The organism is Actinobaculum suis, assembly GCF_900618115.1.
GTDB lineage: Bacteria > Actinomycetota > Actinomycetes > Actinomycetales > Actinomycetaceae > Actinobaculum > Actinobaculum suis.
In genome coordinates, this window is sequence record NZ_UYIO01000001.1 from 1,371,029 (window position 1) to 1,384,754 (window position 13,726).

General features: G+C 58.6%; 11 protein-coding genes. 1 reads left to right on the top strand and 10 read right to left on the bottom strand.

Annotation, left to right across the window (positions count from 1 at the left end; all coding sequences use genetic code 11):
- Positions 1–160: 160 nt before the first annotated feature.
- The 3 genes from dnaE to H8274_RS05655 are packed head-to-tail and all read right to left on the bottom strand — an operon-like array spanning position 161 to position 6,566.
- Positions 161–3,739 carry a DNA polymerase III subunit alpha gene (dnaE, locus tag H8274_RS05645; protein WP_244924537.1) on the bottom strand — a complete coding sequence of 1,193 codons (3,579 nt, stop codon included), beginning with the start codon at positions 3,737–3,739 and terminating at the stop codon, positions 161–163.
- The gene (locus tag H8274_RS05650; RefSeq protein WP_185934061.1) at positions 3,712–5,547 is read right to left on the bottom strand and encodes a Y-family DNA polymerase; all 1,836 of its coding nucleotides are present in this window, start codon (positions 5,545–5,547) and stop codon (positions 3,712–3,714) included. Before H8274_RS05650 ends, dnaE begins: the two co-directional genes overlap by 28 nt.
- Complete coding sequence (locus tag H8274_RS05655) at positions 5,547–6,566, bottom strand: hypothetical protein (protein ID WP_185934062.1); 1,020 nt, start codon at positions 6,564–6,566, stop codon at positions 5,547–5,549. The genes H8274_RS05650 and H8274_RS05655 overlap by 1 nt, the downstream gene beginning before the upstream one ends.
- A gap of 178 nt (positions 6,567–6,744) precedes the next feature.
- Here H8274_RS05655 and H8274_RS05660 point away from each other — a divergent pair, with 178 nt between their 5' ends.
- Complete coding sequence (locus H8274_RS05660) at positions 6,745–7,236, top strand: tRNA (cytidine(34)-2'-O)-methyltransferase (protein ID WP_049620347.1); 492 nt, start codon at positions 6,745–6,747, stop codon at positions 7,234–7,236.
- A gap of 206 nt (positions 7,237–7,442) precedes the next feature.
- Here the strand turns inward: H8274_RS05660 and H8274_RS05665 are convergent, their stop codons facing one another.
- From H8274_RS05665 to H8274_RS05695, 7 genes are all read right to left on the bottom strand, one after another.
- Complete coding sequence (locus tag H8274_RS05665) at positions 7,443–7,763, bottom strand: helix-turn-helix domain-containing protein (RefSeq protein WP_176764508.1); 321 nt, start codon at positions 7,761–7,763, stop codon at positions 7,443–7,445.
- Between the two features lie 316 nt (positions 7,764–8,079).
- Entirely contained in the window at positions 8,080–8,943 is an 864-nt protein-coding gene (locus tag H8274_RS05670) for a TrmH family RNA methyltransferase (RefSeq protein WP_185934063.1), read from the bottom strand.
- 239 nt (positions 8,944–9,182) lie between these two features.
- Complete coding sequence (locus tag H8274_RS05675) at positions 9,183–10,250, bottom strand: SPFH domain-containing protein (RefSeq protein ID WP_049620344.1); 1,068 nt, start codon at positions 10,248–10,250, stop codon at positions 9,183–9,185.
- 250 nt (positions 10,251–10,500) lie between these two features.
- Entirely contained in the window at positions 10,501–10,956 is a 456-nt protein-coding gene (locus H8274_RS05680; RefSeq protein WP_049620343.1) for an NfeD family protein, read from the bottom strand.
- Between the two features lie 67 nt (positions 10,957–11,023).
- Positions 11,024–11,809 (bottom strand): ABC transporter ATP-binding protein, encoded by a 786-nt coding sequence (locus H8274_RS05685; protein ID WP_049620342.1) that lies wholly within the window; start codon positions 11,807–11,809, stop codon positions 11,024–11,026.
- 207 nt (positions 11,810–12,016) lie between these two features.
- The gene (gene glgA / locus H8274_RS05690) at positions 12,017–13,255 is read right to left on the bottom strand and encodes a glycogen synthase (protein ID WP_049620341.1); all 1,239 of its coding nucleotides are present in this window, start codon (positions 13,253–13,255) and stop codon (positions 12,017–12,019) included.
- A gap of 218 nt (positions 13,256–13,473) precedes the next feature.
- Positions 13,474–13,689 carry a hypothetical protein gene (locus H8274_RS05695; RefSeq protein WP_156181545.1) on the bottom strand — a complete coding sequence of 72 codons (216 nt, stop codon included), beginning with the start codon at positions 13,687–13,689 and terminating at the stop codon, positions 13,474–13,476.
- Positions 13,690–13,726: the final 37 nt, after the last annotated feature.

Below are 13,726 nucleotides of genomic sequence, written 5' to 3' on the forward strand. Positions count from 1 at the left end.
TCTCGTTCTACGTACTGTGGCGCTACGTGCTAGTGCGCAAAGCACTGGGGCTCAGTCTAACTGGAAGCCCGCGGCTTATTGAAAACATCGCTACATATGAGAAGGCTCCCCGGGGTCAGCGGGCACGGCGGGTTTAGCGGGCACAGCGGGTTTAGCGGGCTCAGCGGAAATCACGCGCGGGCATGTTTACCGGGAGGGGCATTTCTTCCATGCCGTCTGCGATAAATACTTGCGCACCCGAATCTCGTTCCAGCATGCCGCGCACAATCAAACCTTGTGCCCGCAATGCAACCGCCCGGTAGCGGTGCCACAGGGCCGGGGAGACGAGTACGTTGAGAAGCCCAGTTTCGTCTTCTAAAGAAAGAAAAGTGATTCCTTTCGCGGTGCCGGGCCGTTGCCGATGCGTCACGATTCCAGCGGCTCGTACCCGAGTTTTTTCGGGTACCTGTGCCAGTTCCGAAATCTTAAGCACGCCGCGGGCTTGCAAATGCGGGCGTAAGAACTGTGTGGGGTAAGAATCTGGCGATAAACCGGTGGCCGCGATATCGGCAATGTTCTTTTCTACCGGGCTCATATCGCGGAAAACTGGTACTGTGCCGAGCGCTTCCGTTCCGGGCAGGGCCGGCTGGTACCATCCTTTTCCGGTTATGCCGGCATCTTCCACGGCGTGGGCTAGCCAGATACCTTGCCGCCGCGTTACCCCGAGAGAACGCAAAGCCCCGGCTGTGGCAAGCGTTTCGATTTCTTTTTCGGAAAGCTGGGCCCGCTGGGCCAGGTCCGCCACATCCGTAAACGGTTTTTCGGCCCGGGCTTGCACAATCCGCTGTGCCCCGCGCCCCAATCCTTTAATCGAATCGAGCCCCAGTTGCACGTAATGCATGCTACTAGCATCGACCAGTCTTTTTGCCGGCACCTGGCTCTGCTTTGCTGGCGCTGCCAAGCCGCTAGGCTTTTCCGCAGTTTCGGCGGTAGAGCCGCGGGGCCTTTCCGTTCCGGTTGCGTAGCTGCCGCCTCTTTCCCCCGTTTCGGTGGTAGGGATGCTGCCGGTTTCCGGCCGGCCTGTTTGCGCCCGGTTTTGGTCTTCCGTATAGGCAAGTACGCTTGCCTTTTCTGCTGCGGTAGTAACGTCTGCTCGTTTCACGGCGACGCCGTGGGAGCGGGCGTCTGCTACGAGGGTTTGCGGGGAGTAAAAGCCCAGGGGCTGGGCGGCGAGGAGGGCTGCATAGAAATCTTCCGGATGGTGAACTTTCAGCCAGGCGGAAGCATAAACCAGATAAGCGAAGGAAAACGCATGGGATTCAGGAAACCCAAACTCGGCAAAAGCTCGCAATTTTTCGTAGATTTCTTCCCGCACGGCCGGTTCGATACCGTTTTTTGCCATGCCGGCCAAGAGTTTTTCACGGAGCTCTTCCATTCTTTCTGCTGAGCGTTTAGCCCCCATAGCTTTCCGAAGCCGATCGGCATCCGCCGCAGAAAATCCGGCCGCATCCATCGCTATTTGCATGAGTTGTTCTTGGAAAAGCGGCACTCCCAAAGTTTTCTCGAGGGCGGGCCGCAATAGTTCATGGGCGTAGGTCACGGGTTCCTCGCCGCGGCGGCGTCGTAAATAAGGGTTGACGGAACGACCCTGTATGGGACCGGGGCGAATCAGTGCCACTTCGATCACGATGTCGTAGAAACAGGTGGGGCGTAGGCGCGGCAAGGTAGCCATTTGGGCGCGCGATTCCACCTGGAATACACCCACGGTATCCGCGGCCTGCAACAGTTCGTAAACACGCGGATCTTCTTGCGGAAGGTTGTGCAAGGCGAGCTGGCTGCCATCAGGGGCACGTACGCCGCGCTCCCCTATCGATTCGAAAGCAAGACGCAATGCCGTGAGCATCCCTAAACCGAGCAAATCAAATTTGACGAAACCCGCGCTCGCACAATCATCTTTATCCCACTGCACTACGGTTCGTCCGGGCATGGTGGCCCAGCCTACCGGGCAGACGTCTATCACCGGACGGTCGCACAAAATCATTCCAGAAGAATGTATCCCCAGGTGGCGGGGTAGTTTTTGCATGCGGGCAGCTAGTTCTTCCACCGCGCGTGGGATCTGCCCGTCCCGGTTTGCAGTGCTTTTGGCAGACTCGGGGCAACCTGGTTCGTTATTTTCAGTGCGGTTGTTATTCGCGGTGCTACTGTGTTTTCCGGTGCTACTGCTTTCAGTATTGCCCGGTTGGTGGGAAGTGCTGCCCGGTTGGTGGGAAATGTTGCCCGGTTGGTGGGAAGTGCTGCCCGGTTGGTGGGAAATGTTACCCGGTTGGTGGGAACCGGGTTCCCGGCTTTTTATCCACCCGTCGGCTTGCCCACGCGAATAGCCGAGGGCGCGGGCGGCGTCGCGTATAGCGGAACGTGGCCGGTAAGAAATCACGTTGGCTACTTGGGCAGCATTATCGCGCCCGTAGCGCGAATACACGTGTTGGATCACTTCTTCCCGCCGCCCAGATTCGATATCCAAATCAATATCGGGCGGGCCGGATCTTCCCGGGGAGAGGAAACGTTCAAAAAGCATTTTGTGCCGTACCGCATCTACCGCGGTAATCCCCAGCGCGTAACACACCGCCGAGTTAGCGGCAGAGCCGCGCCCCTGGCACCAAATCCCTTGCTGGGCACAAAATTCTACGATTTCGTGGACGATAAGAAAATATCCGGGAAATCCCAGTTCGATGATGATTTGCAATTCATGGTCGATGAGTTTCCACGCTTCTGGGTTTTCTTGCCGCATCCCGTATCGTTCGCGCGCAGCTTTGGCCACGAGTTCACGCAAATAACTACTTTCGGTATGGCCGGCCGGTACCGGATAGGGCGGCAGTTGCGGGGCAATAAGTTGCAGGTCAAAGGCACAATCAGCCCCGATTTCTGCCGCCAATTCAATGTTTTTGCGCCGCTCGGGATGCAGTTCGAGCATTTGCGCCCCGGACCGCAAAAAAGCCCCATTGGCGGGAAGATAGGGATCCATTTCGTCCAAACTGCGCCCGGCGCGAATTGCGGCCAGTACGTCTGCCACCGGGCGGTCTGTGGGGCGAGCATAATGCACATTGCCGGTTACCACCGCGGGAACTCGGGCACGGCGCGCTACTTCACTCAAGGCCGCGCAGCGTTCCCTATCCAGTGGCGCCCCGGTAGCGCTAAGTTCGACGACGACGTTGCCCCCGAATTTTTCTTTCAGTTCTTCCACTGCGGCCAGGGCCGCATCTATCCCCCATGATCCCGGATTTGCTTCCAAAGCCCGCCGTACACTTCCCTTCCGGCAACCGGTAAGTGCGAGCACATCGCCCGAAGTGTTTTCCAGCTCGGTGTAGTGCGTTTCGCCCTTATTACCACTGGCCAACATGGCGGTACCAATCGTGCGGGAAAGAAAACGGTAGCCGGCCGGGTTGCGGGCGAGCAATACCAGATGATTGCCATCCGGGTCTATTTGGCCGTTCCTGGCCGCGCTGGCACCCACTGAGATTTCGGTGCCGGCAATTAGCGGCAGGCCGCACGTGCGCGCACTATTAGCGGCTTGTACGAGGCCGGGAAAACCGTCGTGATCGGTAATAGCCAAGGCTTCCAGTTCCAATTCGGTAGCCCGGTGCACCAAAGCATCGGGCATGGAAGCGCCGTCCAGGAAACTAAAAGCGGTGTGGGCGTGTAATTCCGCGTACGGGATCATTTTGCTACGGGCAGCTAGCTGTAACTTCCAGCAAGCTGCCATTCGCCTCCTTCCACATAGGTGAGATAAGCGTTCTGTTCGGTAGTGATTTGCAGGTAGGCACGCCGCACCCGCCGCGCCGGATCCCACCAGCGTTCTTCAAGCGCCCAGGGCCCGGCCCAATCAGTTACGAGGTAGCGGTGTTCGTCGATTTCTGCGTGCGCGGGAAATACTTGCCTGCAAGTACTTTTACCTACCTCTTCACCGATCTCTTCACCGATCTCTTCACCGGTATCAGTAGCGGCATCGGTACCGATATTTGCGCGCATCTGCGCAAGCATACTTTCGCCGATATTGCGGCGCGTGTCCTCGCTGGTATCGATATCCGCCCTTGCGCTGCAGTGGGGGCAGACAAAACTGCTGTTCGCGTTGACGGCGAGGAGCGCGCCGCAAGCGCAGAGCACCCGGATTTTGCGTGGATGGCCATACATAGTTAACGGCCGCGGGGCTGGAATCGCTCCGGGCCAAGTAACATTTTGCGCAAAATTTAGGCTGGTGCTTTCCGCGCGATCCGAGTTTTCTGTTGCAAGCAGGTGGTTGCCCGCCACCGCGGGCAGGTGAACGTTTGCGTTTGTGGTTGCGGGCGGATGGCCATGGGCGGTTGCAGGCGTGTGGCCGAAAGGTACATAGCTCAGCAAGTCTTCGGGGCGGCGCCCACCGCGTAACACCGGGCTGAGTACAGCTTCTTCCCCGAGGAGAGCCTGGATACGGGTAGCGCCGCGGGCCGCACTTTCCGCGCTCGCGGTTTTCCCTCCCCACAGAGGGCGGGCCAAGCTTCCCGCGGGCGCAAAATCGGTGACCACGAGTTCTAATTGGCTAATGTTTGCGCGGTCTGCATTTGCGGTAGACATCCAAGCAGATAGTTGCCAGCGCACCCGATCTACTACATCACGAGCCGCCATATGTTCCACCAGCCATTCCCGGCTCACTGTTTCCGCGGTTTCCAGGTGTGCATGGACGGCTAAACGGTGTGCGGTATAAGAAGTAGCGGCAAGTTTTTCTTCCAATTCGAGTGCTAGTTGCCGGGCCGCGAAGGCTGCTTGCTGCGCATTCACGAGCGGCGGATCGAAATTGCGATGGACGCGAATTTCTGGAACTACCCGCGCACCTAGCGGCATTGCCATATCGTCCCCGGCAATGAGTTGGGCAAGTTCTTGGCCGGTACTTCCAAACCGGGCAGTCAGGGCCCGCGCACCTAGTTTTTGGGCTTGCCCAATCGTCTGTATACCAAGCCGGGATAACAATTCCACGCAGTGGTGAAATTCGGCGTAGTGTTGCGGCGTCGTTGGTACTACCAGTACTGCTGCTAAAGGCTGTGCGGCCAGGTAGGCGCTTTCTTCCCCGGGAGCGATAGTGGTATCTTCGCGGGCGGCTAGCAAAGTGGCGAGCGTGCCTTGCGCAAAACCCACATTCGCTTCACAACCGGCAATATCGGCAACCGCGCCGAGCAGAGATTCGGCCAATATAGCTTCGCTACCTGCGGTACGGGTGGCGCTGCGGGCCGGAAAAATCACGGAGCCGGGTAGGCGGACGGTGACACGGGCAACGAGGGTATCGATTGCTTGGACCACTGGTTCGAAAAATTGCATATCGCGTTGCGTATCTGCCGGAACTAGCGCCAGCTGCGGGCAAATGCTTTCCGCTTCCCGCTGCGGCATCCCCGGGTGAATCCCGTAGCCGCGCGCCCACGGATTGGCAGCAATGATTTCTCTGCCGGCAGCCACCGCGGCCGGTGCGGCCACCGGGAGCAGACCTGCCTGCACGGCGGCAGTGATGGGCCAGTGCGGTACCCAGACGGACCCGTACCGCATTAGTCCACCACCCGTAGCCCTGGTTCTTGTTGCCATCCGGAAGCGTCCACGCGCAAGCGCAGTTTGTGGCCGTGCCGGGCCTGCATTTCCAGGTGTAAGGAGCGCAAATGCCCCCGGCCGCGCCCCAGCCCGGTGGCAGCCACGTACTGGGCGGTAAGTGAGGTTTGGGCTTTCCAGCCTTCGCCCACAATGATCGCACCGCGGGTTCCGGCCCGGCGGGCCAAGGCTTTCCGGGAGCGTTTGTCTAAATTGAGGCCCGGCCCGCAAATAACGACGTCGAACCCATCGACTGCCGCGGCCGCTACTTTGCCTGCCGCCGCTGCAGAAATCTGCGGGACGCTCACCGTGCGGTCAAGCGCAATTCCCAAATCGGTAGCTCCGGCCCATCCGATATCCGCGCACCCCAAGTAGATGCACCAGGCGCCCTGGGAACTGGCCAGGGAGGCAATAAACATGGTGGCGAACCGGGAACCGAAAGTGCCGATGGTCATGCCGCGGTGCAAACCGCGCGGAAATAAGACGCGCAGTTCCTCCGGTAAATTCCAGGTTTCTGCCGGCACCGGGGCGCCCGCCGGTAATCTGCTACCGCTAGCTGGCAACGCTGTGCTCCCCGCGACTGTGCTCCCCGCAGCCGGCACCAGATTTGCGTGCAGCATCGAGGTTTCGGCGGGCAGCGCAGCGCTTTCCGTGGGCATTACCAAGTTCCCGACCGGGGTAACCAAACTTCCGGTAAGTCCCACCGAGGCTTCCGCCCGGGCCAAAGCCTCCCGCGCTCGGCCCAGTTTGCTCGCTTTACCAAGTTTCCCCGAATTTCCCGTATGGTCCAGCTTCCCCAGATTTCCCGTATGGTCCAGCTTCCTCGGCTTCCCCGGACTGTCCCGCTTTTCCAGCCGGCCTAGTTCCGCGATTTTTCCAGGATTTCCGGCCTGCGGATCCTCAGCTGGCTGCGCGGATTTTCTCTGCTGCGCCGCGGGGTCTTCCGCTGCCCATTGCCATGCCGCCGCCGCGTTTCCTGCCACTGTTTCCTCCTTCCCGTGTACTCACCCAGACTAATCGAACACCAGTTCGAACTTAAGTGTGAGGGTTAGCGAACCATCGGCTTTGGCCTTGCTAAATCACGGATTTCGGCGCGGCACGCCGAGCCGGTTTTCTCGCGCACAGTTTTGCTGTTGGCACCACGCGAGTACTCTGGGACGCGTGCTCAATATTGTTTTCTTCGAACCGCGCATTCCGGGCAATACCGGCGCGGCCATTCGCCTGGCGGCCTGCACGGGTGCCACTTTGCACCTCATCAAACCCTTAGGTTTTGATTTTTCTGACGCGCATCTCAAACGCGCCGGCCTGGACTACCACGACCTGGCCGACCTCGTTATCCACGAGAATTTCCAAGAGTTTTGCGCCGCGGTTGGCGATGCCCGCATTTTTGCTTTTACCGGGCACAGTAGCCGTAATTTCGCCACGGTTTCCTACCGCACCACGGACTATCTTCTCTTCGGCCCTGAACCAACCGGCCTTCCGCCCGAAGTGCTCGATTCGCCCGCCATTACGGCCAAAGTGCGTATCCCCATGAAGCCGCACCTGCGCTCCCTCAACCTAGCCAATTCGGCTTCCATCGCGGTCTATGAAGCTTGGCGCCAGCTCGGCTACGCCGGTTCGATTGACGCCATTGACCCCGGCAGCATCGAATAATTTCTTCCCGCGCACAACCGTGATCCGCCGAGCCGGCTTCACCGCCAGCTTCTCCGCCCACTTCGCAGCCCCGCTATTATCCGCCCCGCCGATAATGCCGCCTCCGGAGGGCCGGTTTTACCATGCGTTTCTTTTACCCGGTTCGTGCGGTTGCGTCCAATACCCCGCCGGCATATTTGCGGCTAATGCCGCCGGCGTATTTGCGACTAATACATGTGCGGTTCGCGCCGATCGGGGCGCTTTGCGAAAGAAGTTTCGGCCCCGGCCAACAAATCCCCGATAGGCATTTGCAAAGCTTCCGCTAGGTGCAACAGGGTTTGGGTTTTCGGGTTCGCGTTCCGATTATTTTTCAGGTCTGATTTTCCGGCTTCGAGGGCTTGCACGGTGGTGCGGTCGAGTTCGGCGCGGCGTGCCAATTCGTCTTGGGTAAGTCCTAACTGCTTGCGCCGGCTCCGTACCGTACGCGCAAGTTGCTTTGCCACCTGGTAGTCAACCCAGGAATTACCTCTCCACGCCTCTTCTCTCACTCCTCTAATTTCGGCCGGGCATACCCAGCATTCTGCTGGGTACACCCAGCTCTTTGCCGCAGAATACGCAATGCGCATTATTTGTTCACAAAAATGAACCGCTGCCGCGCGTGGCGCACTACCCCGCGCGTACACCGCACCCAACGCGGGCGGTACATCAAGCAGAGGTGAAGTATCCAGTGCCGACGGCACGCCCATCGTAACTGCCACACCCAGCACAGGTGCCGTACCGATCACGAGCGCCGCACCCAGCACAACCGGGGCGCCCAACACGGGCAAGGCCGGCAACGGGTTACTTAGGAGAGGAAAAAGCGCCCTAGGCGTCGTCGCGAACCCGCAGTTCCCAGCAGGCGACTGCGCTCGCGGCAGCTACATTGAGGGAATCGACGCCGCCATCCATGGGGATAACTACCGAATAATCGGCGGTAGCAATGGTTTGCGGTTTGAGCCCATCACCTTCCGTGCCCATAATGAGCGCGACTTTCGAATCTTGTGCCCGCACTTGCGGGAGCGCGGAAAACTCGTCGAGGGGAAGTGAATGCGGCACGAGGGCGAGTGCGGCCGTCACAAAACCGGCATCGTGTAAATGGTGGATAGAGTGCGGCCAGTTATGGATTCGCGTCCACGGTACCTGGAACACCGTGCCCATCGATACTCGTACGGAACGCCGGTAGAGCGGATCGGCACAGTCGTCGGTTACTAGAACGGCGTCGATACCTAAAGCCGCGCAGGAACGGAAGATGGCTCCCACATTGGTGTGGTCTACCAGCGCTTCGAGTACGACGACGCGGCGGGCCGGTTGGCCGTGGCGCGCCCGGGCCAGTAATTCATCTGGGGCCGGCAATACCGGCCGGTTCATGGCGGCTAGCGCCCCGCGGTGAACTTTGTAGCCGGTAATGGCTTCCAAAACAGTTTCTGGGGCCACATATACGGGTACTTCGCCGCCGTCTTTGTGGCCCGTGGCGAGCTCTACCCAAGGGGTGAGGGCCGGTAGCCATTTCACCGAGGTGAGGAAAGAACGGGGTGTGTGGCCAGCCTGGATGGCCCGCATAATTACCTTCGTAGATTCGGCCATGTAAAGGCCGCGGTCGGTTTCGAGCTTTTTTCGCAAGTTGACGTCGGTGAGGCACAAATAATCGTCAAGACGCGGATCGGTAGTATCACTCAGCTCAATAATCACCCGTTAACGATGCCACCCCGGAAGCCAAAGTTTCCTTCGACTCCCGGGGTAGCATCATATTTCACACTCGTGAGGCTGCGGGCTTTCACCTGCGGGGGCAGAAAACCAGCCGGGCTGCAGCCCTAGTTTTTAGCACTCCTAGTTTTTAGGGCCCCTAGTTTTTAGCACTCCTAGTTTTTAGGGCCCCTAGTTTTTAGGGCTCCAGTTTTTAGCACCCGCAGTTTTTAGCACCCGCAGTTTTAGTGCCCGGCTTTTTGGGCTTCGCCCGAGGCTTGGGCGGCCTCTCCCTTCGCGGAGGCTAGTGCGGAATCGATATCTTCCAGCGAAGTATTGGCCAGGCTTTCAGCCACGCTGGCCGCGCCCGCGAAATCGGCACCCACCTGGGTTTTTTCCTCTTCCGTATCGGTGCCCGTTGCCGGAGCTGGATCACTACCGCCGCTAAAGCCGCGCGCCACCGCTTCCAGTGCGGAGCTGAATTCGGAAGGAATCAGCCACAGCTTCGAAGACTGCGAATTAGCAATCTCCGGCAGCGTCTTAATGTACTGGTAGGAAAGCAGCTTGGGATCTGCGTTGCCCTTATGGACGGCGTCGAACACCTGGAGAATAGCGCGCGATTCACCTTGCGCCCGCAAGATCGTGGCTTGAGCTTGACCTTCCGCCTTCAAAATCGCGGCTTGCTTTTCACCTTCGGCAGTCAAAATCTGCGACTGCTTGACCCCTTCTGCCGTCAAGATCGCGGCGCGACGGTCACGTTCCGCCTTCATCTGCTGTTCCATGGCGCCCTGCACGGTCCGCGGCGGGTCAATCGCCTTTAGTTCCACGCGGGAAACACGAATCCCCCACCGGCCGGTGGCTTCATCAAGCACGGAACGCAACTGGTCGTTGATACGGTCTCGGCCGGTGAGCGCCTGTTCCATATCCATGGTGCCAATAATGTTACGAAGCGTAGTAACCGAAAGCTGTTCGATAGCGGCCATCGGATCAGCAATTTCGTAAGTGGCCGCGTAGGCATTGGTCACCTGGTAGTAAATAACAGTGTCGATAGAAACGTTGATGTTATCTGCGGTAATTACCGGTTGGGGCGGGAAAGGAACCACTTGTTCACGCATATCAATGCGCTGGCGCACCGAATCGAAGAACGGAATGAGGAAGCGCAGGCCCGGCCCCAAAATCCGGTTAAAACTTCCGAGCCTTTCCACTACTACTTGGGTGCCCTGCTGCACGATAAGCACCGAACGCCACACCGTTACGATAATAAGTAGGAGGAATAGTCCGAGGACTATCAATGGTATTTGTTCACTCGACATATGCGCACCTTTCCTTTTGGCCGTTATTGGCAGTGAGTGATCGTGTGATTGTTTCTTTTCGAATGTGAAGAAATGGGCTTGCGGTTCTGTTACGCGATGCCTTGTGCTTCCGCCGCGCGGCACCTTGGGCTTTTGCATGGTCTATCCGCTCCCCTGCGGGTTATCCGCAAGCGCCTCGTTACCGCGCCGCCGTGCGCCGCTGTGCGCCTCGCGTTCAGTCCCGCTTAGTAGTGGGGCTTAGCGGTGTGGCTTAGTGGTGCGGGGCGGGCGGGTTAGTATTTTGCGGGAGTGGTTCGACGACGGCCGTAGCCCCGTCAATATAGGCCACCACAACCGTACTGCCAGCGGGAATGGCATTCCCATCGGTGCGGCCAGTCCATTCATCGCCCCCGATTTTCACCCGGCCGCCATTCACGTTGATCTCGGTTAACGCGCGGGCGGTGCGGCCTATATTGGCTTCCACATTGCCAACCGCCCGGCCTTTGGGATTCATATGGCGTTGGGCCCACGGTCGTACCGTGAGGATCAGCAAAACCGAAAGTACCGCGAAGGCGATAACTTGTATCGTGAGATTGGTGGGCAGGAAAACGGCCACCACGGTAGTTCCTAAAGCGGCGAGCCCTAACATCAGGAACGTGAAATCAAGTATGAAAAGCTCGAGCAAAGCGGCTACTAAGGCACCGATGAGCCAGATGTACCACTCCATATTTGTCTTTCCTTTCGGGAAGCAGCCCACGCCGCGTCTCTCGGTCACATTTTACACGGGATCTTCGCTACTTGCGCCCAAAAGCCACATATCGATCCGCCACCCGATCTACTTGCAAGGGATAGTCGAAGAGGGCGGAAAGGTTTTCGGAAGTGAGGGTTTCTGCAAGCGGGCCAGCCGCAAATGTTTGCCCATCTTTGAGCAAAAGAGCATGGGTGAAACCGGCCGGAATATCTTCTACGTGGTGTGTAACCAATACCAGCACGGGCGAATATGGGTGACTGGCCAACTGGCCCATGGTGGCCACCAGGCTTTCGCGCCCGCCCAAATCCAACCCCGAAGTGGGTTCATCCAAGATCAACAGTTCCGGATTAGGCATCAGTGCCCGGGCCATACCCAAACGCTTTAGTTCTCCCGAAGATAGAACTTGCACCCGCCGCTCAGCTATATCGGCGATCCCGAATTGGCGCAGTAATGCCCACACGCGCGCATCATCTTCGGCTTCATAGGTTTCCCGGAAGGCGGCCGTATGCCCGTAGGCGGCAGTTCGCACGGCCTGGAATACGGTTTCCCCGCGCGGTATACGCGCATCCACCGCGGCGGAAGTCACGCCCACCATAGTTCGCAATTCACGCACGTCTACCCGGCCGAGTTTTTCGCCAATGATTTCTACGCTTCCCGCGGTCGGGAAAAGCCGGGCCGCAGCTATTTGAATAAGCGTCGTCTTCCCCGCTCCGTTCGGACCGAGCACAACCCACCGCTCATCACTATTGACGTCCCACGTTACGCCGCGCAAAATCTCTGTGCCACCGCGGCGCAAGGCCGCGTTCTTGATTGCGATTACATCTCCCATAGCTCTAAGACTAATCGCAAATTTAGGACCACACGCCACCAGATCATGCTCGTTTTATATGCCACTGTTACAAGTTTCGGGCACCCGGTCGCTACCATCACATGGCAACAACCGGGTGCCCGAAGCTCTTATAGTGCCGGTTCTGGCAGACCGCGCCCACAACCGTCAAGCTGCCTAGTTGCCTGGCAGCCCCATACCTTCGAGCCGCTACTTACCAGCGAGCAGATCGCGGTAGAAATCCATGGTTTTTTCTGCGATCGAAGTCCACGAGAAGTGTTCTTCCACGCGGCGCCGGCCGGCCTGTCCCATTTCGCGAGCGCGCTCGCGGTTGGCAGTGACTTCGTTTAGTGCGGCGGCGAGGTCGGCTTCGAATTTTTCTGGATTAAGCGGGGTGCCACTACCGTCGTCTTTTTGTTCGATTGGTACCAGCAAACCGGTTTCGCCGTGCACGATGCAGTCGGGGATGCCGCCGGTATCGGTGCCTACTACGGGGATTCCGCAGCCCATTGCTTCGAGGTTGACGATGCCTAGCGGTTCGTAAATCGAGGGGGTGACGAATGTGGTGGAGCAGGATTCGAGCATGACGATTTGGGATTGTGTCAGTGTTTCTTCGATCCATACCACGCCTTCGCGTTCGGCTTGTAGTGCGGCTACGAGCTGGCGGGTTTCTTCCGCGATTTGGGGTGTATCGGGGGCGCCGGCGCACAGGATGACCTGTACGCTTTTATCTACTTGGCGCAGGGCGCGCAGCAAACCGGGCACGCCTTTCTGGCGGGTAATGCGGCCCACGAAAATGATGGTGGGACGGTCGGGGTCCAGGCCGTAGCTGCGGAAGTAGGTACGTGCTTCTTCCCAGCCTGCTTCGGTTTGCGGGGCTTTCCAGGCGTCGAGGTCGATCCCGTTGTGGATTACGCGTACCTTTTCTGGGGATACTGCCGGGTAGCAACGCAAAATATCTTCGCGCATGGCCCGGGAGACGGCGACTACTCCGGCTGCTCCTTCGTAGGCGGTGCGTTCCATCCAGCAGCTCAGATCGTAGCCGCCAGCGAGTTGTTCGCGTTTCCAGGGGCGTAGTGGTTCCAAAGAGTGGGCGGAGAGTACATGCGGGATGCCGTACAAGATGGAGGCGATATGGCCGGCCATATTGGCATACCAGGTGTGGGAGTGCACGATATCGGCGCCTTCTACGTCTTTTGCCATGGGAAGGTCGACGCCGAAGGTACGTAGGGCTCCGTTCGCGCCGTCGAGCGAAGTGGGGTAATCGTAACCGCTCACTTCTACGCCCGCGGGCATTTGTGCTAGTTCGGCAGCGCTGCGCGGCCCGTCAAAGGCGCGTACGTGGACTTCCGCGAGCGGAGCCAATACCTTCGAAAGTTCTTGTACGTGTACGCCTGCTCCCCCGTACACATGTGGCGGGTATTCGCGAGTCAAGAGGTCAATACGCATGGTTACCTTCCTTTTGTAGTGCGGCCAACTACTATTTTGGCTTCGCTCACTACGGTTTGCCAGATTTATTCCTGCCCGCGTGCTTTACTCGCGCGCAAGTGTTTCTTGCTGGTAAAGCCAGTGGCGGGTAGGAGCCCGGCCCCGAAACCCACGGCCGTGTGGGTGATCGTGAGCACACATGTGAGTGTGAGACAAATCTAGTTCAACCCTACCCGGGATTACAGTCTTGCTGGCAGGCCTTGCGGCACACTGGCGTGTGACTGCGATGTACGTATGGTTGCGTTGTTCGTGTGGTTGCGTTGTTCGTGTGGTTGCAATGTTCGCGCGGTTGCGGTGTTATTGCGCCCGGCCCCAGGATCGTAGGAGATAACTACGACGATAACTACGGCGTCGTAATAAGAAAGATGCAGAACCACGCCGGCACTGCATCTCACAATATGATACGCAGGGATGACTCTGCAAACGATAGCA

Coding starts and splice junctions, on each gene's coding strand:
- H8274_RS05680 (WP_049620343.1), bottom strand. CDS start 10,956: ATGGAGTGGTACATCTGGCTCATCGGTGCCTTAGTAGCCGCTTTGCTC.
- dnaE (WP_244924537.1), bottom strand. CDS start 3,739: ATGGCAGCTTGCTGGAAGTTACAGCTAGCTGCCCGTAGCAAAATGATC.
- H8274_RS05650 (WP_185934061.1), bottom strand. CDS start 5,547: ATGCGGTACGGGTCCGTCTGGGTACCGCACTGGCCCATCACTGCCGCC.
- glgA (WP_049620341.1), bottom strand. CDS start 13,255: ATGCGTATTGACCTCTTGACTCGCGAATACCCGCCACATGTGTACGGG.
- H8274_RS05685 (WP_049620342.1), bottom strand. CDS start 11,809: ATGGGAGATGTAATCGCAATCAAGAACGCGGCCTTGCGCCGCGGTGGC.
- H8274_RS05675 (WP_049620344.1), bottom strand. CDS start 10,250: ATGTCGAGTGAACAAATACCATTGATAGTCCTCGGACTATTCCTCCTA.